Origin of the sequence: uncultured Anaerococcus sp., assembly GCF_963512375.1 — a bacterium.
Lineage (GTDB): Bacteria > Bacillota > Clostridia > Tissierellales > Peptoniphilaceae > Anaerococcus.
This window is the reverse complement of record NZ_CAUPMI010000004.1, coordinates 36,905-62,241: the sequence shown is the minus strand read 5'-3', so window position 1 is coordinate 62,241 and position 25,337 is coordinate 36,905. Positions and strand designations below refer to the sequence as shown.

Below are 25,337 nucleotides of genomic sequence, written 5' to 3'. Positions count from 1 at the left end.
AAATACCCTCGGGATCTTTAATCCTAAGAGTATTTGTCTTCTTATCCAACCAAATCAGAATAATCTTTTAGCTTGCCTAGGGCTTGGTTTTCTATTTGACGGATTCTCTCTCTGGAGAGGTCGTAGATTGAACCTATTTGCTCTAGGGTTTTTGGTTTTTCGTTGTCTAGGCCGTACCTGTAGATTATGATTTGCTTTTCCCTATCTGTTAGTTGGTCTAGGGCTTGCATTAGGAAGTTTTCCATGTCTTTTTCTAAGATTAGCATATCTACTGGGGTTGACTCATCTCCTACCATATCCATTAGCTCATCTCCTGTGGAGTCTTCGCTGTCTAGGTTGATATTTAGGGAGGTGGAGTTGACTTGGTTTCTATTTATTAGGAAAAGGTCATCGGCTTGTTTTTTGTTGATGCCCTCGTTTTCTAATATCCTGTAGAGTTCCTCATCGCTTGCCTCTGGGTTGGCCTTTAAGATTTGTTTAAGCTTGTTTAGTTTTAAGTATTTGCCTGCTGGAATCCTGATGGTGTGACCTTCTTTGTTGATGGCCTTTCTGATGGCCTTATCTATCCACTTGTAGGCATAGGTTGTAAATTTGTAGCCTAGGCTTAGGTCAAATTTCTCCGCTGCCCTTATCATGCCGAGCATGCCTGATTGGACAAGGTCTTCTAGGTCTAGGTCGTTGCCGTGGGACCTAAAGAAATAGGATGCACGACTCCTTACTAGGCCCTGGTTTTTTTCGACTAGGGCTGCTAGGGCGTTTTGGTTGCCAAGCTGGAATTGCTCTACTATCTCCTCGTTGTTTAGGTCTGATAGCTTCATCATGTCCTTGCGCTTTATTGGGGCAAGGGAGGTGTTGACTCCTTTTTTGGCTGATCCAATTAAATCATCGTCGTCATCATCGTCAAAATCATCGTCATCTTCTGCGATTATTTCTAATATTTCTTCTCTTTGGTCTTCTGTTAGAGAATCTATGATTTTTAACAAGTCTTCATCGGTCATATCTGGATTGTCCAGATATTCTTTTAGCTTTTCTAAAGTTTCCTTATCTTCTAAATTTATTTTATCCATATTATCACCCATTTTTGAATTTATTTATCTTTATCCTCATCTTCTAGCTTGATCTTAAGCTGGTCAAGTTTGGCTGCAAGAGATTTTGATATAGGATAGGCGCTGTAGTTGTGACTAAAATTTGCCTTTTGACTTTTTTTAATCTTTCTTCTTAGGGCCAATAGGTCTCCCCTTAGCTCTAGGGCTGTCATCCTGCTTGCTCCCTTGCCTAGGGCCATATTTTGCACTGCCCCATCATCTGTTACTACCTTGACATTGTGACGGCGACCTACTCTTGCAAGCTCTGCTTCTATATAGGTATCTGCCGTTTGAAACCTCTTTGTATAGACGATTTTCATCTTATACTTTGTTTCTATGGTTTCTTTAAGTCTATCAAGGTTATAGGCATCAAAGACTATTACCATCTCTTCTGCCCTTAGCACACTATATTCAGCCATTTCTTCTATGAGCATATCCCTTGCGGCTGCAAGGTTTGTTTTTGATAAGTCCTTTAAGTCCGGCCATTTGTTGATGACATTGTAGCCATCGACATAGGTTATGTTTTTTTTAGTCAAAGCCATTTTGTCTTAGGACCTCATACATGGCTATGGCTGAGGCAACAGATGCATTAAAGCTGTTTACAAAACCCTTCATCGGTATATTAATTAGTATATCACATTTCTCTCTTACAAGTCTAGAGATACCCTTACCTTCATTACCTACTACTAGGGCAATTTTGCCCTTAAGGTCGGTTTTATCTATCTCTTGGCTTCCTTCGCCTGCTAGGCCATAGACCCAAAATCCCTCTTTTTGGATTTCTTCTATGGTTCGAGAAATATTTTTTACCCTTATTATATTGATGTTATTTATTGCTCCAGCACTTGTTTTATAGACTATTGGACTTACCTCAGCTGACCTTCTTTCTGGGATAATTACCCCATCAAAGCCAAAGGCTTCGGCACTTCTTACTATAGCTCCTAGGTTATGAGGATCTTCTATTTGATCTAGGATTATTAATCTCTTGTAAGAAGCTATGTCAGCTAGGTCCTTATATTTAAAACTTTCCACATCTAGGGCAACCCCTTGGTGGTTCATATCTATTTTATCAAAAAAACTCTTATCTACAAAATCTATTTCAATATTTTTTGCCCTTAGCTTTTTTATAAGCTTGTCAATTATCTTGGAATTTTGCCTTAGGATGTAGGCCCTATAGATTTCAATGTCTGAATCTAGGGTGTCTAGGACTGGTTTTCTGCCATATATTCTATCCATTAGCTTATCTCCCATTTGACCCCATCACGGGTATCTTTTAGGCTTATGCCCATTTCTAAAAGCTCATCCCTGATGGCATCAGCTTTAGCAAAGTCTTTTGCCTTTTTGGCAGCAGCTCTTTCTTCAATTTTTGCTAGGATAAAGTCTTCGTCTATATCTAGGCTCTTTTTCTTGGCCACAAGGCCTAGGACATCGTAGAGACTGTCATAGAGAGCCTTAGTTTTTTCTATGAAGGCCTTTGAAGAAGCAGAACTTATATTTGTATTTATAAATTTGGCTAGGTCAAATAAAACTGTGATGGCATCTGCTGTATTTAGGTCATCTTCCATGACTCTTATAAAGTTAGCTTCAGCAGCTTCTAGATTTGCTAGAAGTTTTTCTTCGCATTTCTCCATAGGCCTATCGCTTGCCTTAGCTAGGTCTTCTTCAAGCTTAAAGGCTGCGTTATTTAGCCTATTTAGGGAATTTTGAGCCTGTTCAATTATTTCCCTGGTGAAGTTGATTGGCTGTCTGTAGGATGTGGTCAAAAGCCAAAATCTGATAGTCATTAGGTCATATTCCTTCTTGATATCATCAAGGGTAAAGAAATTGCCTAGGGACTTACTCATCTTTGTTCCATTGACCTGAATCATGCCGTTGTGCATCCAGTAATTAGCAAATTTCACTTCGTTTAGGGCTTCTGATTGGGCTATTTCATTTTCGTGGTGAGGAAATTCCAAATCTTCCCCGCCTGCGTGTATATCTATGGTTTCGCCTAAGATTTTCTTATTCATGGTTGAACATTCTATATGCCAACCAGGCCTACCGGCTCCCCAAGGAGAATCCCAAGCCACTTCGCCCTCGATTTTTGTCTTTTTCCAAAGGGTGAAGTCTGCTGGGTTTTTCTTGCGGTTTGTATCCTCATTATCAAGCCTGTTGCTGGCCCCATGCATGAGGTCGTCAAGATTTCTTCTTGATAATTTACCATAATCAGCTTTTTTGCTTACATCAAAGTAAACATCCCCATCTGATTCGTAGGCCACACCCTTTTTTACAAGGCCATCGATGAAGGCGATTATATCATCCATCACCTCGGTTGCCCTTGGGTGGATGGTGTCTTCTTCATCTAGGTTTAGGTCCTTGGCATCTGCCATATATTGGGCTATATAGCGGTCTGTGACCTCTTTTGTAGTAATACCTTCCTCGATTGATTTTTTGATTATCTTATCATCGACATCGGTGAAGTTTACCACATATTTTACATCATAACCCCTATATTTTGCAAAACGTCTGAAGGTATCAAAGACAACTAGGGGTCTGGCATTGCCTATGTGCATATAATCATAGACTGTAGGTCCGCAGACATACATCCTTATTTTGCCTTCTTCGATTGGTTTAAATACTTCTTTTTTTCTACTAAGAGTATTATAAATTTTCATTAAAAATTATCCCTTACAAATTCTAGCCTTTCCTTAACTAGGTCCTTGCCCATGATTAGGAAGGCATTTGATAAGTCTGGGCCATGAACTGAACCTGTTACAGCTGCCCTTACTGGGAACCATAGATTCTTGCCCTTGATGCCTGTCTCCTTTTGGATAGTCTTCATAATTGATTTAGCAAAGTCTGGATCAATTTCCTTAACTTCTGCAAGATGGTCTAAGAATGCCTTAAATAGGATTCTAGCATCATCTGTAGAAATAGCTTCTTTTGCATCATCATCATAGTCTATATCGGCACTCTTTATATAGTAGTTTTTAACAAGTTCAGCTGCATCAGAGAACTTATCAATGGCTGATTGCCATGTTTCAGCAAGGAGAACTAACTTGTCATGGTCATAAGACTCATCAATTAGACCAGCCTTAATTAGGTATGGTTTGATATCTTCTGCAAGCTCTTCTGGGCTTAGGTACCTAACATAGTGGCCATTGACCCAATCAAGTTTTTTCTTATCAAAGACAGCACCAGTCTTATTTACCCTATCAAAGTCAAATTGCTTAGCTAATTGATCAAGAGTAAATATTTCTTCTTCACTATCAGGTGACCAACCAAGTAATGATAGGAAGTTGATGAGGCCTTCTGGAGTGTAACCTTCTTCGATAAAGTCCTCAACCATGCCATCGCCATTTCTCTTAGAATATTTCTTGTGGTCCTTATTTAAAACTGTAGGTAGGTGGATATATTCTGGAGCTTCCCAACCAAAAGCTTCATATAGGTAAACATGCTTAGGTGTAGAAGAAATCCACTCATCACCACGAACAACATGGGTAATGCCCATCAAATGGTCATCCACAACTACAGCAAAGTGATAAGTTGGGAAACCATCTCTCTTAATAAGAACTTGGTCATCTTGGTCATCAGTATTAAAGGTAATCTTGCCCTTAATTCTGTCATTAAAGGAAATATCATAATCCTTTGGTAATTTTAGTCTAACAGTATGTTCTTCCCCATTAGCAACCCTTTGTTTAGCTTCTTCAAGAGGGATAGAACGGCAAAGGCCATCATATTTTGGTGTAAGACCATCAGCTCTCATTTGATCTCTTACCATATCCACTCTTTCTTGAGAGCAGAAGCAATAATAAGCCTTACCTTCATCAATTAATTGGTCGATATATTTATCATAAATGCCAGCCTTAACCCTTTCAGATTGGATATATGGACCAAAATCACCCTTTTCGGTAACCTCGCCATTTTCATCAAGCATAACACCTTCATCAATCTCAACACCAGACCATTTAAGGGCCTTAAGAAGATTTTCAAGGGCACCTTCCACAAAACGTGTCCTATCAGTATCCTCAATTCTTAAAATCATCTTTCCGCCAGTATGTCTAGCATATAGGTAGTTAAAAAGGGCAGTCCTTAAACCACCAATGTGTAGATATCCTGTTGGAGAAGGTGCAAATCTCACTCTAACGTCACTCATCATAATCTCCTTTATAGTTTTTCTTTAAATCATTTCTTACTTCTATTATAATATAAAATTTAAAATTAATAAATAAGTAAACAAAGGGAAGCAACTCCCACTTCCCTTCAATACCTTAACTTATCTAATTATAACATTATTTTCTATATAAAGCAACTTTATCTGTTGTTATTAGGGGTTTTTCTTATACAATATTAGATTATTATTTACTGTTATTCTTCGTAACTTAATATCAAAATAAATTATTATTATTTACAATTGAATCTTCGTCTAAAGGAGGGGCGAAGGGGGCGGCCGATGCCCCCTCATGCCCCTCCTTAAACCTCCCCATTTCACCCCCTCCCGGCTCCTTAAGCGGAGTGCGAAAGAGGAAGATTTTTTTCAAAAATCTTCTTTGTTATGGTGGATTACTTCGTATTTATTTAGCCTTGTTCATTCTGATTTAAAATCAAAAGTCCCCTAAAAATCACAATCTAGTCCAACTAGGATTTTTATAGTTACCTATCATCTTAGTATTAACAATATTTTTATTTAAGTGTTGTTGTCAGTGTGATTTTCTTTACGGTGACTTTTTATTTTAAATCTTCCAATAGATTAGAAAACCTATCGCTATCGCGATAAAAATATAAGCCCCACTTATCGCAATGTTTGCGATAGCAAACGAGCCTTAGAACTGCTCACAAGTTACCATTCTCTCAGAAAACAGACCTATATACCAAAGGTCGGGAGATTTTGTAAATGAATGAGCCGTTTAAAAATCTGATTGTTTGAGCGTAGCGAGTTATCAGATTTTAGGCGAATGAATGTCAAAATCACTAAGAATATAGATAGCTAATACAAGGGGGTTTGTCTACCAAGAGAGGCTTGCCGAAGGCAAGCTTCTAATCATGCTCCCCGCTTTAGGGGCCGCCTGGGGGTGTAACGGAGAGGGGTTTAAGGGGAGGCCGATGAGGGACCATGCGGAAGGTCCCTTGGGCCTCCCCTTATTACGAAGATTCAATAGTATATAAATATTATTATATATAAGATAAAGTTACGAAGAACAATACTATATGATATTGTATCACTAAAAGAAAAGACTCTTGGCCCTCCCCCTTTGGCGAAGTCATCAGCTTGATGACAATAATTTAATATGAGATAAAATAACGAAGAAAAATAGTAAATAATTACCATTCATTTAAAAAATAAAAAAAATGCTTTTATCTTGGATAAAAAAAAGGGGATAATTAGGGGGAAGCCCCCTAATTCCCTTTTTATTATTGTAAGAAAAACTCATCTAATGATTTCTTACTTGCAAATGGTGAAAGCCTCACAGCTATTTCTGTGCCTGCTTCCTTTAATTTCTTAAATATCCTCAAATCATTATCATCTACTGCCACTTCTTCTGTTAGGCTTTTTTTGCCCTCTTGCATGTGGATTATGCCTATGTTTAGTTTTTCGATTTTTATGCCGGAATCTGCGATTTTTTCTAAATCTTCTGGGCTTTCTACTATGGTGAAGTAGTCTCCTGGGTTTTTTTCTAGAAAATCTCTCACATCTGCCACTTTTAGGTAGGTCGCTTCAATATTTTCTGGAATTGTTAGGTTCATTACTTCTTGTCTAAAGTCATCTATGGCCACCCTATCATTGGCTATTATTACCTTATCTATCCCGTATTTTTCGCACCATATCTCTACGACCTTGCCGTGGGATAGGCGGGAGTCGATTCTTACTAATGGGATTTTCATTTAGGCCCTCCTTATATACATTTCTTTTGGCTCATCTATGATTAGATCAGGCTTTCCTTCTTCTAGGATTTTCCTATCCCTAAAGCCCCAAGAGCAAGCTACTGTGTAGATATTTGCGTTTTTGCCGCATTTTATGTCTACTTCGCTATCTCCAAAATAGATTATATCTGAATTATTTACCCCAAATCTCTCTTTTAAGATCATGATCCCTTCTGGAGATGGCTTTCTTTGGTAATCTTCCCTATAGCCTAGGATGTAGTCAAAATAGCCCTCCCCAAAGACTGCTGGAATTACCTTATTACAGGTTTCATCTGGCTTATTGGAAAAGCAAACTAAGGGCTTGCCGGTTTTTTTAAGCTTATCTAATACTTCTTTTATCCCATCATAAGGCCTTGTAAGGTGGGATGGGTTATCGTCATAGGCCTTGTTGTAGGTATCTAGGAAATCTTTTCTGTAGGAAGCATCCCTTTCTGCTCCCACATAGTCTAATACTTTTTCGCAAAGGACTACTGGCCCATTGCCTACAAATTTTTCGACCATGACTTTTGGACACTCGCTAAGGCCAAAGGCTTTTAAAGTTTGGTTTATAAAGTAAGTTATGGTATCTATCGTGTATAGCAAAGTACCATCTATATCAAATATATACATAAGTCTCTCCTCATTTCTTATGATTAATATACTTGTTTTAGCCCCTTATGGGTAATTTTTTGTAAATTTAAGAGCAAATTTCTAATTTTTGGGTATAAAATAAAGTAATAATATAGAAAAGAGGAGCTTATGAGCGAGATTAGAAATTTATCCATGCTTAGTGACTTTTATGAGTTTACAATGGCGGCTGGATACTTTGAAAATGGTATGAAAGATAGGGTAGCAGTCTTTGATGCCTTTTATAGGAAAAACCCCGATGGCGGTGGTTATGCTATCTTTGCAGGTCTTAACGATGTAATCGACTTTATCAAGAACCTACATTTTACAGAAGATGATATAGAATATTTTAGAGAAACTGAAAACTTCTCTGAAGAATTTTTAGACTACCTTGCTAATTTTAAATTTACAGGCGATGTGTGGGCCTTTCCTGAAGGGTCTGTCATGTTTCCTGGCGAGCCAATTATTACTGTCAAGGCCCCTATCATTGAGTGTTCAATTATAGAAACTTATTTGCTCTTGTCAATGAATTTTAATTCACTTATAGCAACTAAGACTAACAGGATTGTATCATCTGCTAGGGGCAGACTAGTTATGGAATTTGGGGCTAGACGTGCCCAGGGAGCTGATGCTTCAATTACAGGAGCTAGGGCTGCCTATATTTCTGGTGCCCCACTTACATCCAACACTTATTCATCACAAAAATACGGCTTTAAGGCGGCTGGAACCATGGCCCACTCATGGATTCAAGCCTTTGACTCCGAGTATGAAGCCTTTAAAACCTATGCAAAGATGTATCCAGATAATTGCATACTCTTGATAGATACCTACGATACCCTAGAATCAGGCCTTGTTAATGCCATGAAGGTCTTTAAGGAAGAGCTTGTACCAAAGGGACTTAAAGGTGGAGTTAGGATTGATTCGGGAGATCTTGCTTATCTTTCTAAGGAAGTTAGGAAAAGACTTGATGAAAATGGCCTTAAGGACTTTACCATAGTCGCTTCCAATTCCCTTGATGAATTTAAAATCGAATCCCTCCTTGCCCAAGGAGCAGAAATCGACTCCTTTGGTATTGGTGAAAGGCTAATTACAGCCAAATCTGACCCGGTTTTTGGCGGCGTTTATAAGCTTGTTGCTATGGAAAAGGATGGAGACCTTAAGGCTAAGATTAAGGTGTCAGAAAATGTTGAAAAAATCACAACTCCTGGCTTTAAAAAGGTCTACAGGCTCTATGACAAGGCTAGTGGCAAGGCTGAGGCTGATTATATAGCCCTTGCCCATGAAGAAGTTGACGATTCTAAGCCTCTTGTAATCTTTGACCCACTCTTTACCTGGAAGATGAAAAAGATGAAGGACTTTAGGGCAAGAGAAATGCAGGTTCAAATCTTTGAAAATGGTAAGCTTGTCTATGATGAACCAGACCTTGAAGAAATCGCAGAATATAGGAAAGAAGAAGTGGAAAGCCTTTGGGATGAGGTGAAAAGGTACGATAGCCCACACAATTACTACGTGGACCTTTCCCAAGACTTGTGGAATCTAAAGCAAAAATTGATTTTAGAAGCAAAATCCAAATAAGAATCCAAAAACAGGCTACAGACAAATTTATGTATTATTAATATCAGCCTTGTTTATGGGATTCTCCCTCACTTCGCTCGTCAGAATGACCTGAGAAGATGACCTTATAAAAAAATTAAGCTCCAAGCTGGATATTTTCCTGGCTTGGAGCTTTTTTATCTATTCATCTTTTAGGGCATCCTTGGCTAGGACATAGCCGCCTATAAGGCCTGCTTCATTGCCAAGTTCTGGGAAGACTATATATTCGTCTGGATCTGGGATATTTATATAGTGATTGTCAAGTTTTTTAAATTCTCTTCTGATTTTTTCAATCATGCCTTCCTTATTTACTACACCGCCACCTATTATTATGATGTGTGGTCTTAGGATCATGGTGTAGGTCATAAGGCCCTTGGCTATATATCTAGCGAGGATATCAAAGGCTGGGTCGTCTTTATCGAGATTTTCTCCCCTGACCCCTGTCCTTAGCTCAAGGGCAGGTCCTGCGCAAAGACCTTCAAAGCAAGAATCGTGGAAGTCGCACTTGCCCTTTACAGTATCGCCTTCTTCTCTGGCAAGCTCTATGTGTCCCATTTCTGGGTGGGAAAATCCCTCAAGTAGGACCCCATCTTGAATATAAGAGCCGCCAACCCCTGTGCCTATGGTTAGGTAAAGAGAAGAACGCTTATCCTTAGCTGCCCCATACTTGTATTCACCAATTCCGCTTGCTCCAACATCAGTTGTAAAGCCTATTGGTAGGTCAAGTTCTTTTTTGATTGAACCTAAAAGGTCAAAATTTCTCCAAAGCTTTTTTGGAGTTTCTAGGACAAAGCCGTAGGTCTTAGATTCCTTGTCCACATCAATTGGCCCAAAGGCTCCAATTCCAATGCTTTCTACAGGATTAGCCTTTAGAAAATCGACCACATCCTTCATATTTTCCTTAGGATCAGATGTTTCAATCCTAATTTCCTTGACAATATTGCCTAATTCATCTAAAACTGCGCACCTAATCTTGGTGCCGCCTAATTCAATTGACCCGTACATACTTACTCCTTTTTGCTTTCTTACTTATATTATAAGCTATTTTAGGAAAAATTGGAAATCGCTTTTTTATATTTCTCTCTTAAAAACCCTTGTCTTCACTTAATTTCTTAAACCAGGCTCCAGATTTTTTGATAATCCTCTTACCTGTATCAAGCTGGTATTCTACAAGGCCGTACCTATTTTTGTAGGAATTTAGCCATGACCAGCAATCAATAAAGGTCCAAAGCTGGTAGCCCTTGCAATTTGCCCCCTCATCCATGGCTTTTTTGAGGTAGGTGAGGTGCTCTTTGATAAAGTCAATCCTATAATCATCCTCTATCCTGCCATCTTTTCTGAACCTTTCCTCATCTTCAACTCCCATGCCATTTTCAGAAATGAACCAATCGATATTTTTGTAATTGTCCCTGATATTGATGGCAATATCATAAATAGCCTGAGGATAGATTTCCCAGCCCCTGTAAGGATTCATGCGCTTGCCTGGCATGTCGTATGGCAGATAGTACTTAGTAGGCATAAAAATGGCATCATCCTTGTAGGTGTAAGGATTTTCCATAACTCTAAGGGGTTGGTAATAATTAACTCCTAAGAGGTCTACGGTGTTAGCTTTAATTATTTCAAGCTCTTCTGCTGTGAAATCTGGCATTAGGCCTTCTTTTTTGATTATATCGATCAAGTCTTTTGGATAAGTTCCGTGGACTGATGGATCTAGGAAGGATTTTTGGGCAAAAAGGTCCGCAATCCTTGCAGCTTCCAGGTCATTTTTGTTCTGGCTTCTCGGATAGGCTGGAGTTAGGTTTAGGATTATGCCGATTTTCTTATTTGGGTCAATCTCTCTTAAGGCCTTTATGGCCTTGGCTGATGCCAGCTGAGTGTTGTAGGCAACTTGGACTGCCTTTTTTGGATTTACCTCACATGGGTAGTGGTATTGATAGAGGTAGCCACATTCGACATGGACAATTGGCTCATTGAAGGTAAAAAAGCAATCCACATATTCTCCAAAGAGCTTAAAACAAGTCCTAGCGTAGTCTAGGTATTTTTCTACGACCTCTTTATTGGCCCAACCACCAATTTCCTGAAGGTACATTGGCATATCAAAGTGGAAAAGATTTATGAAAAGCTTGATCTTTTTATCCTTGATGGCCTTAAAATATGACTTGTAAAAGTCGACTGCCTTTGGGTTTACTTTCCCATCCATGGCTGGAATAAGCCTAGCCCAGGAGATGGATGTCCTAAAGGAATTGTGGCCAGTTTTGGCCAAAAGTTCGACATTATCCTTATAATCGTAGTAGAAATTGGAAGTATTTTCTGGTCCTATCAAGTCGTGGAACTTGTAAGGGTCTTCTTTGTACCAATAATCCCAGATATTATCGGTCTTGCCATCGGTATTTCCCCCTTCTGTTTGGGTGGCTGAGGTAGCAGATCCGAAGTAAAAATCATCAGGAAATTTTATCATATCTTCTCCCTTTCTTCTCTTAATTTGATGTTGGCATAGGCCCCGTAGAGGTTGTTGTCATTAAAAAATGACACCGGCCTTATATTTAGGCTTACTCCAGCAAATATCTCATCTTTTAGCTTTTCTTTTAGGGCAGTCATAAAGTTTTCATCTTCAGAAATCGCACCGCCTATATAAATTATTTCTGGATTTATGGAGTAGGCGATATTGTATAGGCCCATGGCAAGATAGGTAAACATCTTATCTACCTCGCTATAGCAAGGCTCTTGTTTTTTGAGGTAGTTTTCAAAAATCGTGTAGGTATCAAGGTCGAGCTTATATTTTTCCTTGATGACTCTTGCCACATTTGGTAGAGTGCCTAGGGTGGAGAGGTTTTTGACCTTACCATAATCATTAAAAAGCATATAGCCAAATTCGCCACTTTCTAGGCTAAGTCCCCTTAGGATTTCCTTATCTTTCACCACAGCCCCACCTATGCCAGAACCTATAATTACAAAGGCAAGCAAGCTTTTATCAATATTCTTATAATAAATTTCCCCAAGAGCTGCGCAATTAGCATCATTTTCTATGGCTACTGGAATTTTAAATCTCTCTTCTATATGTCTTGCAAAATTTCTCTCACCCAAGTATCCTAAGGATGTAAGGCCAGCTACCTGAAAGCTTTCGCTATCAACTGTCCCTGGGGATGAAAAGCCAATTGCCTCTATGTCATATTCTGCCACAAAGCTTTGGACAGTATCTTCAAGAAATTTGATAAATTCATCCATGGTCGGAAGGCTTTTGGCAGACGCTTTTTTTATTATTTTTTCATTTTCAATTAGTGCATACTTGGTGGATGACCCACCTATATCAAATACTAAATACATAATTCCCTTCTTATGTTATAATTATCTTAGGAGTGATTAGATGACAAATACTACTTATAATTTCATTATGGATATCATAAGCTCAAAATCTATCAAACTTTCTAAGTCTGAGAGGATAATTGTCGAGAAAATCAAGGATATGGACCTTGACCTAAATAAGCTTCATATAAATGAATTTGCAAAGCTTTTAGACCTTTCAAACTCAACCATAACCCGCTTTGCCCAAAAGCTGGGCTTTGATGGATATTCTGAGCTTAAATTTAATATTTCTCAAAAGCCGACTAGGTCCAAGTCCCTAAGCCAGGAAATCTACAAAAATTTTATAGATTCCTGCAAGACCTTTGATGATAAGACTATTGATTTTATCAAAAACCTTGCAAACTTTGGCAAGATTGCCGTAATTGGAATCGGTTCTTCTGGTCTTTGCGCCAATGAATTTGTCTACAAATTTGGCGAAATCGGCCTCGATAATACCGACTATGCCAAGGAGCCTTATTCTATAAATCTCCTTAGCAAGGGGCTTTCGGCATCTGACCTTTTGATTGCAATTTCCCTTTCTGGAGAAAACCACAACCTCCTTGAAGGAGTGGACAATGCAAAGACTAATAAGGCCAAGATCCTTGCCATCACAGGAGATGGGGAGTCAACCCTTGCCAAAGAAGCTTCCCTTGCTATCATCCTTCCACCCTATCCGAAATATTCCTACAAGATTTCAAAAATATTTCCTGTAACCTTTATCCTTGATATGATTTGTGAGGCCTATCTTAGCTAGCCTTTATCATTTCTATGCCAAGATATTTTAGGACAGCCTCTACAAAAATCGAATTAGACCAAGAAAACCAATCTCTAGTATATTTTTCTGGCTTATCCTTATCAAAACCCTCGTGACACAAATAGGTGCCTGCGTGGGTTTTTTCAAAATATCCAAGAATTTCCTCCTGCTCTTTTTTATCGGTAGCCGTCATAAGCTGGATGGAAAGAGCCAAGTGCCAGATATAACTTTCTGGAGTGTGGTTTGAGCCAATCCCCTTGGCAGCTGTGCCTTCATAATAATTTTCATTTTTTTCTGAAAGGATAAAGGCCCTAGTGGCTTTATAAATTGGGTCATCTTTTGCTAGATAGCCAAGATATGGAAGGGATAAAAGGCTTGGGATATTGGCATCATCCATGAGATTATATGAACCCAGCCCGTCTGTCTCGTAGGCATAAATCTTTCCAAAATCATCATCCTCTACTATGCCATATTTTTTTATCCCGCAATCAATCCCATCTGCTAATTTTTTCATCTTTGCTGATAAATCATTTGCCAAATCCTCCTGATCTAAGCAAGCCGCTAGCCTTCTTAGGGCTACCAGGCAAAAGGCATTGGCTGGAATTAAATATTGGTAGATGCAGGAATCATCGCTTGGCCTAAAGCCTGTCCAGGACATACCGGTATATCCAACATCTCCTCCCCTAGGCCCTCCCCTTAGCGAATCGCTAGGGGCCCATGGGTCTGGCCTTTCGAAGATGTAGGGAGAATTTTCGTGCTTTTGCTCTAATTTTATAAGGTCTACCATATCATTCAAAACTCTTAAAAAGTCTTCGTCAAAAATAGTCCCGTCCTTGGTCTTTTCATAATAAAGATAGGCTAGTTCCATCACATAGCAAAGGGAGTCTAACTCGTATTTTCTCTCCCAAACCCAAGGTGATTCAAAATCTGTGATATCCTTATCAGTCCAACACCTGCCATTAGCCTCAATATTAAAGGCATTAGCATAAAGATCCTTATCTAGAGAAAATATCTGTCTGGCTAGGACTTTTTTTATAAGATCGTTGGCTTCATCGCTATCTATATAAAAAAGCGGTCTAATCTGTCCAGATGAGTCCCTAAGCCACATGGCCTCTATATCACCAGTGATTACAAAGGCATCACCCCTGGCAGTTTCTTTTATGGTAGTGGTGAAGGTGTTGTTAATGGCTTTTTTAAAAATCTTTTTAATTTCATTGCTTATTTGGTCAGATTTTTCAACTCTTTCCACTAAGTCTCTTACAATTTCTTTCATCAAAGCTCCAATCTATATGTTTTAATCTCAAAGCCTGGCAAGTTTTCATCAATTTCATCCTTTATTTTTCTCTCACCTAAGATATCATATTCAACTGCCTTAAGGTCAATCTTTTTGGCTGATTTTCCTGGATTATAGACTCTTAGGATTGGTTCGTTTTTGTCATTCCTAAAAAGAGTTGAAAAAATATTGTCACCCAAGTCGATTTTAGGAAGATTTAAATCTTTATCTTCAACATCATTTTTATCTAGGCCAAGAGATATAAAATCTACTCTAGCTTGTAAGATATCTTGCCTATTTTTATCAAAATCATTTGCAAAGCTTGCAAAATAAAATTCAAAGGTCATTTCAGATAAGTCATCTTTTACAAGCTGGGCATCAGGTGTTGGGAAATATCCCCAATCGCCAAGCTCGCCCACTGACCTAAAGAGAGTAATATAAAGGCCTTCATTTTTTATCATCTCATATTCGGCAGGACCTATTGCTGAGATTCCAAATCCTTTTTTATCATCATCCATTACCTGGACATATCGGTTGAAATTTTGGGAATAGTCTGGGTTTTTCCATGTCTGTGGTGGGTAGGCGGCTCTTTCTACGCATTCAAAGATGGATTCTGCATAGACCTTGTCTGTTTCAAGACTATGACCAAAGAGGAGGCGCATCCTGTGGTCTTTGGCCAAGTTTTTAAGGCTGATTTTTATCTTAAGAGGGATATTTTTATCATATAGGATGATTTCCTTATCGATGGTCATCTCTATTAAGTCACTTGACCTATTAGCCCTTCTCTGGGTGATATCGTTAAGTCTTATCTGCTCAGCTAATAGCTTATCTTCGGCTGATTTTGGAAGCTTAAAGCTTTCCCTTATCCTAATTATGGTCTTGTCATTTTCTCTTATGATTTTTTGACCTATTAGTTTGCCGCCAAGAATCCTTGTCCCATCTGTCGATTGTCTGTAGATGTACTCATTGCCTATATCGCCTGTATCTTCGATTGCTAGGACGTTTTTAAAGGCAAGTCCAGAGTTTTTATCAAATATATCAAGGCTGGCATTATCATTTATACTTAGCTTGTAAAAGTCATTTTCGATTTGTTTTTCATTTATTTCACAAGATGCAAAGGAAGATTGACCTGTAACTAGACTTAAGATTTTTTTCTCAAAGGCTCCCAATTCTAAGGAAAATCTAACCCTGACCTTATTTGCAAAATATGGCTTTCTAAACTTATCATCTGGCAAAATATAGGCAAAACCTGTGCCTAAGTAGGTGATTTCTGCTGGGATTTCTTTCCCCTCCTCATCTACTAATTTCAAAGCTGGGGCGGATTTCCCCGCAAGTTCATCATAAACATCCGGATAATCTATACCGAAAAATTTCCTGTCTATTTCAATCTCTGTCACCACTTCCTTAATCCTCCTATAAGGGAGGGTATTTATGATGCAGATAGCATAATCATTGACATTGGCAGTGCTTTCTCTAATCTTTTTCTTGGCGAAATCTTCTAGGTAATCTAGACCTTCATCCACATTCTTAAAGCGTCTTAGATTGCCATCGTGGACAGAATCTACAGAGCAGCCGCAAATGCTGTCGTGGGGGTGGTTTTTGATTAATTCTTGGTAGAAATAATCTAGCTTTTGGTGAGGATAGGCATCCCTGTCCACAAAAAGAGTGAATAGGGGTTGGATAACTTCTTCAAAACGCATCTCCAGGCTCTTGTTGTATTTTTTAAGATAATACCTAGATGATGATGTGGAGTTTAGAGTCCACCAGCCATCAGTCGCCTGACTTCTAAGCTCTCCTTTGATTGTATCAATCTCTCCCACCTCATTTTCAAGTGCCTTAAAATAAAGGTCTAAATTTGAATGAACAAAGTCATAATCCTCATAAAGAGCATTGGCCTTTTTGATAATTTGTCCGATATTTTTCTGGACTGGCGAATGGTCACACCCATTCATTAAAAGAAGCTGGTTTGTAGATGCGTATTTTTCCATATCGGCTATGCGTTTATCCATGTAGGCCTTAAGGTCTTCCTCATCTTCTGGTATATCTAGGCCATTGGCATACCAATTTGCAAAAAGCACGCTTAGGGTCTTATCCCCATTTGGGCTCTGCCAATAAATTTCAGAATTTTTTGATGTGAAATCTTCTATAACTACATTGTCAAAGCCAGTCGCCTTAACTCCCCTGCCAAAATATGCCACGTCTATCCCTGCTTTTTTAAGAATTTGGCTGGCCTGGCCAATATTGCCAAAGGTATCTGGAAAATAGCCAATCATTGAAGGAGATCCCCACTTTTTTATATTTTTTATTCCAAGGCTTAGGTTTTTAAGGTTGGACTCGCCACTTGTAAGGAAGGCATCTTGGAGGATATACCAAGGTCCTAGCTTAAGCTTGCCAGTCTCTATCAAAGATTTAAGCTTATCCTTATTTTGAGGGCGGACTTCTAGATAGTCTTCTATAGGAAGATAATGGCCATCTAGCCAATAGTATTTAAAATCCGGGTCTTCAAAGGCCTCAAGGACTCCATCCATCAGGTCAATTAGGCGCATATGGTGGTTTTCATAAGGCAGGTACCACTCCCTATCCCAATGAGTGTGGCTTACCACGTGGACTGTCTTTCTCATTGGTCATATCCTAATCTTAGGTCTTCGTAGATTTTTTCAAGGACTCTGGAGGTCTTTACCTGTCTTTGTTCGAGCCTATCTTGGGTAAATTCTGTATAAATTTCTACCTTGCAATCTTCTGTCTTTTTATAAAGGTCTTTGGCCTTTTCTAAATCGCCGTCAAGTAGGGCCTTGACTGCTTTTAAAAGATAAGAAAGGGATTTGAAAAATTCCTTTACTTCCTCATATAATTTTTCATTTGTGTAGTTTTTAAAATAAGAGTCGATTGCCATTAGCTTTTTATCAATGAGGCCCTCAAGCCTTTTATAATCATTGTCTTGGTAGGCTTTTAAAATTTCCCCATCTTCCTGATATTTCCTCTCGGTGAACCTATCATAAACCCCAGATCCAAAGAAGGAATCAGAAATTATATATAGGTCATCAGCCACCCTGCTATCCACATAGGAAAGGGCTGCCTTAAAGGATTTAAGAGGGTCGTAGGCCTTTGGGTCCTTGGCAAAATCTTCTATTTGATAGATTGAAATCTTTGATAGCTCTGCCTGGTTCATTGGATTTGAGAGGATTGACTTGTAAGATATATCCCTGGAGTCAAAAAACTCGAAGATTTCCATAAAGATTTGATCTCTTAGGTAATCATTGACCGGCCAATTAAACCAGATGTCTGCTTCCTTGCCGTAAAGGTCAATAAATTCATCGTTAGATGCCTTTGTGATTGGAACTACAACATCATAGCCTGTCCACATGATAGATAAATTATCAAGGCCTCTTAAAAGCTTAAAGTATTCCCTACCCTTTTCATCAATCCAAGCTGAATTGTACCAAGGATGGACAAAAAGTAGCTCTTTATTTTCAAAATTTTCTAGGCGGGCTAATATATCTTTTACAAGCCTTAGGTGGAAGTCTCTTTGCTCGTAAGCCAAATCCCTATCTATATCATCCATACAAAGGGCAAAAGATGTGACGCCTGCCGCATGAAGGCTGTCATATTTGGCAAAAAGCTTTGAAATTTCTGCATCGTAGTCGTCAAATTTTATGAGATTTTGTCCAGGATGGATGGCCCAGATGAAGTCTACTGATTTTTCTTTGGCAAGGGAAGCTAGTTTACTAAGCTCAGCTAACTTTTCATCTGGATAGGCTTCTCTCCATTTTATATTGTGGTAAGGGTCATCCTTAGGTGCGTAAATATAGCGATTCATGCCTATATCTGATAGGAATTCTATCATTGATAATCTATCTTCAAAGCTCCAAGGTATTCCATAAAATCCTTCTATTACCCCTCTTTTTTCTAACATATTCACTCCTATTTTAAAATTTTATATTGAAAACATTTTTATTTATAGCTTAACTAGGAAAATAATGATTGCTAATAATAAAGTTAAATCACGTTCATGTAATTTGTCACTTGCGTTCGAAATGACGTGTTTCGATTAATTGTCCTCGGTCTTGTTTAAATTTGAAAATATTTTCATTTTTCTTTGAAAAGATAAAGGGCTGCTGCCCTCGTGAAGATAACCCCCACATCCAGGGAATATCCCTTAGGCTTAGCCTTTAGTGGATATTCCTCTAATTGTGTGGATTGCTTATTCACTTAAGCAACTGCCCCTCTAATTTTTCTTACTATTTATTGTTCCAAGCGTCTAGTTGTTTTTGAACTTCTTCTATTACCTTGTCTATTCCTGCTGTATTTAGTTTTTCTAGGAATTCGTCATAATAGCTTTCATCGAAGGCACCAGTTTTTAGGTTGATGGTGTATTCGTTTACTGATTGTTGGATGTTTGCTATTTCTGTTGCGATGTTACTTTCATCTAGGGTGAAGCCAAGAACTGGAGATGGTGCTAGTTTTTCTTCAAATTCTTTTGCTTCCTTGTCAAATTCTTCATCGCCGATTCCAGGTGCGCCATCTAGTGGTGTTCTATTTAGTGCTGATAGGAAGGTAAAGGCTGGTACGTCATAGTCATTGTCGATACCGTCAGCTTCTTTGTTATGTTTTACAACCTTGCCGTCTTTGTATTCGAAGTTTTTGCCTTCTATACCATAGCATAACATATCTTGTAATTTCTTGTCTGTGAACATTCTGTTGATAAAGTCCATGGCTAGTTCTGCCTTGTCAGATTGAGAGTTGATTGATACCATCTTACCTTGGGCCTTGTCATTTGATACTACTATCTTTTCACCTACTATGTTTGATACTACATCATTACGTGGAGCTACTGACCAGATTGCTGCTGATCCTGGTTCTCCTTCACCTTCTGTTAGAAGTACTTCATTTTCTGGCATTACTGTTCCAGGTTCAACTTGTGGTGCAGATGGTGAAATATAGCCATTATCCATGTATTCTTTCATCTTCATGATTTGTTCTTTAAATAGGTCTGCTGAATAGCGGTTGTAGGCTACAAGTTTGCCATTTTCTTCTTTTACAGCTACACCGTCTGTTACTAGGTATTCTGGTTCTGGCATGGCAAATAAGAAGTCTTTTGATACGCCAAATGGATATTGCATGCCTTCTTTTTCTTTTACTTCTTTAAAGATTGGTTCTAATTCTGTGATATTTTTGATGTTTTTGTAGTCTATGTTGTATTTTTCAACCATGGACTTTGTCCAAACAAATTGGTTGGCTGCTACTACTCCTGGATAAGCTGCAGGTATACCGTAGATTTTATCATTCATGCTTACGCCTTTTAGCATGTCTGGGTTGATTAGGTCTACAAATTCTTTGCCCTTCATTAATTCTGTTAGATCCATTAGAGCATTTTGAGATACTAATGTCTTATATGGGCCTGCCCAGCTTGCTGTGAAAGCTAAATCCCAATCTTCACCTGTTGATGAAGCTAGTTGTAGTCTTTGTTCATAGTCACCCCAATCGTAGAATACTAGGTTTAGGTGGTAACCTGCTTTTTGTTCATCTAGGTATTCGTTGATTTTGGCTACAGTTTCTTCTGTACCTGCTTGTGGGGTACCGATGTTAAGATAGGTTAGGGTTGGAATGTCACCTGTTTCAGTTTCCTTTGCCTTATCGTCCTTTTTTTCTGCAGTTTCTGTTGTTTCTGTCTTTTTTGTTTCTTCTGCTGGCTTTTCATTGTTTCCACATGCTGAAATTCCTAAAGCGAGCATTAGTGCCATTGATGTGTAAGCAAATTTTTTAACTAAATTCATAATCTCCTCCTTAATGAATTATTCTTTTACTGCTCCAAGTGTTAGGCCACTGATAAAGTATCTTTGGAAGAATGGGTAGGTTATGGCAATTGGCGCTGTTGTTATAACTACTATGGCCATTCTCAAAGTCTCCTGTGGCAAGGTTTTCATTGCTTGATTGGCTACACCTCCTATTTGGCTACCTCTTGATGCGAGGAAGGCCGTTGAATTTTGTACTCTTATTAACAGGTATTGGACTGGTATCTTGTTTAAGTCATCTATATAAAGCATAGCATTATACCAATCATTCCAATAACCTAGTGTTAAAAATAGTCCGATTGTGGCAAGGACTGGCAAAGATAGGGGTAGGACGATTTTGAAAAATATCTGAAATTCGTTGGCCCCGTCTATGGTTGCCGCCTCTATTAGGGCATTTGGGATGGACGTTTGGAAAAATGTCCTCATTATTATTATGTTAAAGGTACCTAGAAGTAGGGGCAAGATTAGGGCCCACACTGAGTTTCTAAGGCCTAAAAACTGAGTCATTACTAAATAGCTTGCTACAAGTCCGCCTGAAAAAAGCATGGGAATTGTAGAAACTTTTGTGAAAAATCCCTTAAATTCAAAGTCATCTCTGGATAGGGCGTAGGCATAAAGGGTTGTTAAGGATAGGGCAAGGATTACACCTACCACTGTTATAAAGATTGACACCTTATAGGCCTGAATTATAGATGATCCTGACCTAAAGATTAGCTTGTATGCATCAAAGCTTATCTTTTCAGGAAATAAGCTATATCCGTTTGTCGCAAGTGTTGCCTCATCTGTAATTGATATGACAAATACAAATAAGAAGGGCAAGATTGCCGAAATGGTCAAAAATATCAAATATATATTTAGGCCGATATTGCTAGCCCTAGACACTTCCAAGGGATCATAATGCTTTTTCTTTTTTATTTCTTGCATAATATCCTCCTAGAATAGGGACCTTTGTGGGTCGTATTTCTTGACTAGCTTGTTGGCTCCGATTATCAAAACCGCACCAACAGCCGATTGCAAGAGTGAAACTGCTGATGAAAGGCCGATGTCTCCATTTTTCATAAGGGCCCTAAATACATAGGTATCGATTACGTTTGTAACAGCATAAAGTGGTCCAGAATCTCTAGGCACCTGGTAGAATAAACCAAAGTCTGCCCTAAAGATATTTGCCAGACTCATTATAAATAAAACTGTCACAACTGGCTTAAGCATTGGGATTGTGATGTATTTAATCTGCTCCCACTTACTGGCTCCGTCCATAACCGCAGCCTCGTAATAGGTCTTATCGATTCCTGATAGGGCTGAAAGATAGACTACAGTGTTGTAGCCTAGGCCCTTCCAAGCATTGACAATTACCAAGAACACTGGCCACCAGGTCTTAGTGGTGTACCAATTTATATTTCTTCCACCAAATTTGGTGATAAGGGCATTTAGAAGACCCTTATCTGGTGATAAAAATGCAAATACTGCATAAGAAATAACTACCCATGACAAAAAGTAAGGCAAAAAGAGGGAAGTTTGGTAAAACTTCGCAGCCTTCCTATTTAATAGTTCATGGAGGGCAATAGCTGTAAACATTGCAAGAACAATGTTTACAACTATAAAGGTAGCATTGTACAAAATTGTATTTCTTATGATCACCCAAGCGTCGTTGGATTTAAAGAAGAACTTGAAGTTATCAAGACCAATCCAATCGCTGTGGTAGAGATTATAAAAGAAATTTTTAGAAAATACCTTATAATTTTTAAAGGGGATGATTACCCCAAACATTGGCAGATAGCTCATTATGGCAAACCAGATGAAACCTGGCAGGCAAAAGGCCATCAGAGGTAGGTTCTTTTTAAATCTTTGGCTAAATGGTTTTTTGGCCTTTTTCTTTCTTTCTTTCAATTCTTTTTGGTCAAGGACCTTAGGCTGGCCCAAATTATTATTATCCATTTTAACCTTCCTTATAAGTTTTTAACTTTACTTTGGTTTATAAAATTGCCCATAAAGCCCATAATTATCACCAGGACATAGGTCCAAAGAGAATTTTTTATCATAAGCTCTTCGATCAGACCCCAAATCAGGCAAATAATTATAGCATATAGGGGATATTTTAAAGCAAGTAGGGCTGAATTTTTGATAGTTTCCACAAAGCCCAGCTCTTTTCTAAAGGCCCTTTGGAGGATGGTATAAAAAATTATATTTCTAAAGGCTAGGCTTAAAAATATCCTAAGGATAAAAAGACCTAAGACCTCATTTTCCAAAATCCTCAAAGAATCACAGGAGTAAAAATATAGACTAAGCAAAAGGCAATAAGTCGCATATTTTTTGATGGGCCTAGTAGAAAAAAGCTCTTTAAAATATGGTCTATAAAATGATTTTTGATTTACAAATACATTCCTCGTTCCTATAAAGGCCCTTTCTATAGCAAGGCCTAAAAGTCCTATAAGGGGCACAAATAGGAAAATATAGGAGATGAGGCTTCTATCTATCAAAAGATTTATCAAAATTATAGGCAAAAGGATCAAACTTGTGTAGACTAGGGAAAGAAAAATAAATATTATTATCTCCCCAAGGCTTCCAAGGGATTTTGCTAAGGACTCCATCAGATAATTCTCATGGTTGTGTCTTTATCAAAAAGGTGGATTTCATCAAGGTTGATATCTAGATTTATCTCATCGTGCTTGTCGACTCCCTTAAACTTGCCCTGGACTTTGACTGCTATTTGGCTAGCAGCTTCTTCAGCTTGGGCATAGAGGATTGACTCATCACCGAGCATTTCAATGTTTTCTATGACAGCCTTTATTGATTTTCCGCTTTTTTCATCAAGATTTACGGCAAAGGACTCTGGCCTTATGCCAATGATTATTTCCTTGCCTTCATAAGGCTTGATGGCTTCTTTCTGGGCATCATTTACAGGGATTTCTTCCTTGCCGATTGTAATTTTGCCTCCGGCCGCCCTTCCGTTGAAGAAGTTCATTGGAGGAGAGCCGATAAAGTTTGCAACAAAGATATTAGCAGGCTTATCATAGATTTCTTCTGGAGTGCCCACTTGTTGCATATAGCCATCTTTCATTACGACTATCCTTGTAGCCATGGACATAGCTTCAGTTTGGTCGTGGGTTACATAGATTGTGGTTGTATCAAGCTGGTCGTGGATTTTGGAGATTTCTGTCCTCATCTGGACCCTAAGCTTGGCATCGAGGTTAGATAAAGGCTCATCCATAAGGAAAATATTGGCCTCCCTAACTATGGCTCGACCCAGGGCTACCCTTTGTCTTTGACCACCTGAAAGGGCCGCAGGCTTTCTGTCTAGGTAGTCTTTTAGCTCTAGCATCTCAGCAGCCTTTTCGACCTTTTTCTTAATCTCAGCCTTGTCTACCTTTTGTAGTTTTAGACCAAAGGCCATATTGTCAAAGACTGTCATGTGGGGGTAGAGGGCGTAGTTTTGGAAAACCATTGCAATATTCCTATCTTTAGGGCTAACCTCATTCATAAGCTCGCCGTCTATGTAAAGATTTCCGCCAGAAATTTCTTCAAGGCCTGCTATCATCCTAAGGGTAGTGGACTTGCCGCAACCGGAAGGACCTACAAATACAATAAATTCTTTATCTTCAATATCCAAATTGAAGTCAAATACCGCTTGGACACCATTTGGATAGATTTTGTCAATGTGCTCTAATTTTAAATTAGCCATATTTTCTCCTTTTCTCGTATGAAAAGGATTTTCTTATAGATATATCCCTTTCTTCTAAATATTATTTTATAACATTTGCATAAAAAATGCAAGTAAGTGGCACAATAATCACATTTTCATAATTTTTATGCAAGAGCTTCGAATTATGAAAATATTTTCATTTTTTATCTCGGAAAATGTTTTACCTAAGTAAAAGGCAAAATAGACAAAAAAAGATAGGCCAGATGAGTGGTCTATCTATTAAGCTCTTAGCTTTAATTTTCTTTCTACATACCTTTTTTCGACTAAGCGAGCAAAGCGAGAACATGAAGAAATCTATTTAGTTTTCTTATCTTTATATTTGGGTATTTAGAAAATTATGCCTAAATCTTTACTCCACTGGGTTTGACTCAACTACAGTCATCTGTCCCTTAAATTCATAAGCTTGGGCATCATTTGTTATTATAAAGAAATCTCCCCTCTTAAGTGGGTAAGTCTTGCCATCTACTAGGACCTCTCCCTGGCCAGCTACCACAAACTCTAAAAGGTAAGGCTTAGTCCTTTCTAGTTTAGCAGAAGTCTTTATGGTCATTTCCCTGACCTCAAAATATTCATTGGCTGTAAGGATTCTTAGGCCATAGCCGTCTTTTTCTTCTACTACGATCTTATCTTCATTTTCAATAATCTTGATGGCTTCCTTGGATTCTTCTAGGTGGAGATCTCTTAAATTTCCATCATCATCTTTCCTGTCATAGTCATAGAGTCTATAGGTGATATCTGATGCTTGTTGGATTTCTAAGATTAGAGATCCCTTTTTTATGGCATGGACGGTGCCGCTCCTTACAAAGAAGAAATCACCTAATTTTGTTGGAACTTCCTTTAAAAGCTCATCCCATTTTCTCTCGTCGATTAATTTGATGGCTTCTTCTTTACTATCTACATTTAAACCATAGATAATTGAGGCAGGCTCTTCATTTAAAATATACCAGCACTCAGTCTTGCCCCTTCCGCCATGAAGTCTTGCTGCCATCTGATCATCTGGGTGGACTTGGATTGAAAGGTCATCACCTGCATCTATTAGCTTTACTAAAAGTGGGAATTCTTCTTCTTTGGGATTTCCAAAAAGTTCTTTGTGATCTTTATAAACTTCCCTTAAATTTTTACCTGCTAATTCTCCATTAGTTATGACTGAGCTTTCGCCAGCCATGCCTGAAATCCCCCAATATTCTCCGACCTTGCCATCTGATACATCAAGCTTAAAGACAGTCTTTAGCTTGTCTCCGCCCCAAATTTTCTCACGATAGTCGCCTTTTAAAAATAATACTTTCATCTCTAC

21 protein-coding genes are annotated in these 25,337 nt (G+C 38.5%); 2 read left to right on the top strand and 19 right to left on the bottom strand.

Features of this window, described 5'->3' with window-relative positions; all coding sequences use genetic code 11:
- Positions 1-41: 41 nt before the first annotated feature.
- The 7 genes from RRB46_RS02910 to RRB46_RS02880 form a co-directional block, all read right to left on the bottom strand.
- Complete coding sequence (locus RRB46_RS02910; protein ID WP_311537417.1) at positions 42-1,067, bottom strand: sigma-70 family RNA polymerase sigma factor; 1,026 nt, start codon at positions 1,065-1,067, stop codon at positions 42-44.
- A gap of 20 nt (positions 1,068-1,087) precedes the next feature.
- Positions 1,088-1,627: an NYN domain-containing protein gene (locus RRB46_RS02905; protein WP_311537416.1), complete on the bottom strand. Its 540-nt coding sequence runs from the start codon at positions 1,625-1,627 to the stop codon at positions 1,088-1,090.
- Positions 1,614-2,318 carry a 23S rRNA (guanosine(2251)-2'-O)-methyltransferase RlmB gene (gene rlmB, locus RRB46_RS02900; RefSeq protein WP_311537415.1) on the bottom strand — a complete coding sequence of 235 codons (705 nt, stop codon included), beginning with the start codon at positions 2,316-2,318 and terminating at the stop codon, positions 1,614-1,616. Before rlmB ends, RRB46_RS02905 begins: the two co-directional genes overlap by 14 nt.
- Positions 2,318-3,736, bottom strand: a complete 1,419-nt coding sequence (gene cysS / locus RRB46_RS02895) for a cysteine--tRNA ligase (protein ID WP_311537414.1) — start codon at positions 3,734-3,736, stop codon at positions 2,318-2,320. The genes rlmB and cysS overlap by 1 nt, the downstream gene beginning before the upstream one ends.
- Positions 3,736-5,217, bottom strand: coding sequence for a glutamate--tRNA ligase (gltX, locus tag RRB46_RS02890; RefSeq protein ID WP_311537413.1), 1,482 nt, complete (start codon positions 5,215-5,217; stop codon positions 3,736-3,738). Before gltX ends, cysS begins: the two co-directional genes overlap by 1 nt.
- A gap of 1,256 nt (positions 5,218-6,473) precedes the next feature.
- Complete coding sequence (locus tag RRB46_RS02885) at positions 6,474-6,944, bottom strand: PTS sugar transporter subunit IIB (RefSeq protein ID WP_296126554.1); 471 nt, start codon at positions 6,942-6,944, stop codon at positions 6,474-6,476.
- Positions 6,945-7,592 (bottom strand): HAD family hydrolase, encoded by a 648-nt coding sequence (locus RRB46_RS02880; RefSeq protein WP_311537412.1) that lies wholly within the window; start codon positions 7,590-7,592, stop codon positions 6,945-6,947.
- A gap of 129 nt (positions 7,593-7,721) precedes the next feature.
- On the opposite strand from RRB46_RS02880, the gene RRB46_RS02875 reads away from it, so the two are divergent.
- Positions 7,722-9,164, top strand: coding sequence for a nicotinate phosphoribosyltransferase (locus RRB46_RS02875; RefSeq protein ID WP_311537411.1), 1,443 nt, complete (start codon positions 7,722-7,724; stop codon positions 9,162-9,164).
- Positions 9,165-9,323: 159 nt separating this feature from the next.
- Here the strand turns inward: RRB46_RS02875 and RRB46_RS02870 are convergent, their stop codons facing one another.
- From RRB46_RS02870 to RRB46_RS02860, 3 genes are all read right to left on the bottom strand, one after another.
- Positions 9,324-10,187 (bottom strand): ROK family protein, encoded by an 864-nt coding sequence (locus tag RRB46_RS02870; protein WP_311537410.1) that lies wholly within the window; start codon positions 10,185-10,187, stop codon positions 9,324-9,326.
- Between the two features lie 79 nt (positions 10,188-10,266).
- Positions 10,267-11,640: a glycoside hydrolase family 1 protein gene (locus tag RRB46_RS02865; RefSeq protein WP_311537409.1), complete on the bottom strand. Its 1,374-nt coding sequence runs from the start codon at positions 11,638-11,640 to the stop codon at positions 10,267-10,269.
- Positions 11,637-12,506, bottom strand: a complete 870-nt coding sequence (locus RRB46_RS02860; RefSeq protein ID WP_311537408.1) for an ROK family protein — start codon at positions 12,504-12,506, stop codon at positions 11,637-11,639. Before RRB46_RS02860 ends, RRB46_RS02865 begins: the two co-directional genes overlap by 4 nt.
- 40 nt (positions 12,507-12,546) lie before the next feature.
- Between RRB46_RS02860 and RRB46_RS02855 the strand changes: the two genes are divergently transcribed.
- Entirely contained in the window at positions 12,547-13,278 is a 732-nt protein-coding gene (locus RRB46_RS02855) for a MurR/RpiR family transcriptional regulator (RefSeq protein WP_311537407.1), read from the top strand.
- Here the strand turns inward: RRB46_RS02855 and RRB46_RS02850 are convergent.
- From RRB46_RS02850 to RRB46_RS02810, 9 genes are all read right to left on the bottom strand, one after another.
- Positions 13,271-14,551 (bottom strand): glycoside hydrolase family 125 protein, encoded by a 1,281-nt coding sequence (locus RRB46_RS02850; RefSeq protein WP_311537406.1) that lies wholly within the window; start codon positions 14,549-14,551, stop codon positions 13,271-13,273. The genes RRB46_RS02855 and RRB46_RS02850 overlap by 8 nt on opposite strands.
- Positions 14,551-17,172 (bottom strand): glycoside hydrolase family 38 C-terminal domain-containing protein, encoded by a 2,622-nt coding sequence (locus RRB46_RS02845; RefSeq protein WP_311537405.1) that lies wholly within the window; start codon positions 17,170-17,172, stop codon positions 14,551-14,553. Before RRB46_RS02845 ends, RRB46_RS02850 begins: the two co-directional genes overlap by 1 nt.
- Entirely contained in the window at positions 17,169-18,464 is a 1,296-nt protein-coding gene (locus RRB46_RS02840) for a beta-N-acetylglucosaminidase domain-containing protein (RefSeq protein WP_311537404.1), read from the bottom strand. The genes RRB46_RS02845 and RRB46_RS02840 overlap by 4 nt, the downstream gene beginning before the upstream one ends.
- 325 nt (positions 18,465-18,789) lie before the next feature.
- On the bottom strand, positions 18,790-20,325 hold the full coding sequence (locus RRB46_RS02835) for an ABC transporter substrate-binding protein (protein ID WP_311537402.1): 1,536 nt from the start codon (positions 20,323-20,325) through the stop codon (positions 18,790-18,792).
- Positions 20,326-20,343: 18 nt separating this feature from the next.
- Positions 20,344-21,267 (bottom strand): carbohydrate ABC transporter permease, encoded by a 924-nt coding sequence (locus RRB46_RS02830; protein ID WP_296126587.1) that lies wholly within the window; start codon positions 21,265-21,267, stop codon positions 20,344-20,346.
- Between the two features lie 9 nt (positions 21,268-21,276).
- Positions 21,277-22,278, bottom strand: coding sequence for a sugar ABC transporter permease (locus RRB46_RS02825; RefSeq protein WP_297689378.1), 1,002 nt, complete (start codon positions 22,276-22,278; stop codon positions 21,277-21,279).
- Positions 22,279-22,289: 11 nt separating this feature from the next.
- Positions 22,290-22,931, bottom strand: coding sequence for a hypothetical protein (locus RRB46_RS02820; RefSeq protein WP_296126592.1), 642 nt, complete (start codon positions 22,929-22,931; stop codon positions 22,290-22,292).
- Positions 22,931-24,022: a sn-glycerol-3-phosphate ABC transporter ATP-binding protein UgpC gene (locus tag RRB46_RS02815; protein WP_311537401.1), complete on the bottom strand. Its 1,092-nt coding sequence runs from the start codon at positions 24,020-24,022 to the stop codon at positions 22,931-22,933. The genes RRB46_RS02820 and RRB46_RS02815 overlap by 1 nt, the downstream gene beginning before the upstream one ends.
- Before the next feature lie 370 nt (positions 24,023-24,392).
- Entirely contained in the window at positions 24,393-25,331 is a 939-nt protein-coding gene (locus RRB46_RS02810; protein ID WP_311537400.1) for a type I phosphomannose isomerase catalytic subunit, read from the bottom strand.
- Between the last annotated feature and the right edge of the window lie 6 nt (positions 25,332-25,337).

Coding starts and splice junctions, on each gene's coding strand:
- RRB46_RS02880 (WP_311537412.1), bottom strand. CDS start 7,592: ATGTATATATTTGATATAGATGGTACTTTGCTATACACGATAGATACC.
- gltX (WP_311537413.1), bottom strand. CDS start 5,217: ATGAGTGACGTTAGAGTGAGATTTGCACCTTCTCCAACAGGATATCTA.
- RRB46_RS02810 (WP_311537400.1), bottom strand. CDS start 25,331: ATGAAAGTATTATTTTTAAAAGGCGACTATCGTGAGAAAATTTGGGGC.
- RRB46_RS02885 (WP_296126554.1), bottom strand. CDS start 6,944: ATGAAAATCCCATTAGTAAGAATCGACTCCCGCCTATCCCACGGCAAG.
- RRB46_RS02815 (WP_311537401.1), bottom strand. CDS start 24,022: ATGGCTAATTTAAAATTAGAGCACATTGACAAAATCTATCCAAATGGT.
- RRB46_RS02870 (WP_311537410.1), bottom strand. CDS start 10,187: ATGTACGGGTCAATTGAATTAGGCGGCACCAAGATTAGGTGCGCAGTT.
- RRB46_RS02830 (WP_296126587.1), bottom strand. CDS start 21,267: ATGCAAGAAATAAAAAAGAAAAAGCATTATGATCCCTTGGAAGTGTCT.
- RRB46_RS02875 (WP_311537411.1), top strand. CDS start 7,722: ATGAGCGAGATTAGAAATTTATCCATGCTTAGTGACTTTTATGAGTTT.
- RRB46_RS02860 (WP_311537408.1), bottom strand. CDS start 12,506: ATGTATTTAGTATTTGATATAGGTGGGTCATCCACCAAGTATGCACTA.
- RRB46_RS02910 (WP_311537417.1), bottom strand. CDS start 1,067: ATGGATAAAATAAATTTAGAAGATAAGGAAACTTTAGAAAAGCTAAAA.
- RRB46_RS02825 (WP_297689378.1), bottom strand. CDS start 22,278: ATGGATAATAATAATTTGGGCCAGCCTAAGGTCCTTGACCAAAAAGAA.
- RRB46_RS02905 (WP_311537416.1), bottom strand. CDS start 1,627: ATGGCTTTGACTAAAAAAAACATAACCTATGTCGATGGCTACAATGTC.
- cysS (WP_311537414.1), bottom strand. CDS start 3,736: ATGAAAATTTATAATACTCTTAGTAGAAAAAAAGAAGTATTTAAACCA.
- rlmB (WP_311537415.1), bottom strand. CDS start 2,318: ATGGATAGAATATATGGCAGAAAACCAGTCCTAGACACCCTAGATTCA.
- RRB46_RS02845 (WP_311537405.1), bottom strand. CDS start 17,172: ATGAGAAAGACAGTCCACGTGGTAAGCCACACTCATTGGGATAGGGAG.
- RRB46_RS02865 (WP_311537409.1), bottom strand. CDS start 11,640: ATGATAAAATTTCCTGATGATTTTTACTTCGGATCTGCTACCTCAGCC.
- RRB46_RS02855 (WP_311537407.1), top strand. CDS start 12,547: ATGACAAATACTACTTATAATTTCATTATGGATATCATAAGCTCAAAA.
- RRB46_RS02840 (WP_311537404.1), bottom strand. CDS start 18,464: ATGTTAGAAAAAAGAGGGGTAATAGAAGGATTTTATGGAATACCTTGG.
- RRB46_RS02820 (WP_296126592.1), bottom strand. CDS start 22,931: ATGGAGTCCTTAGCAAAATCCCTTGGAAGCCTTGGGGAGATAATAATA.
- RRB46_RS02850 (WP_311537406.1), bottom strand. CDS start 14,551: ATGAAAGAAATTGTAAGAGACTTAGTGGAAAGAGTTGAAAAATCTGAC.
- RRB46_RS02835 (WP_311537402.1), bottom strand. CDS start 20,325: ATGAATTTAGTTAAAAAATTTGCTTACACATCAATGGCACTAATGCTC.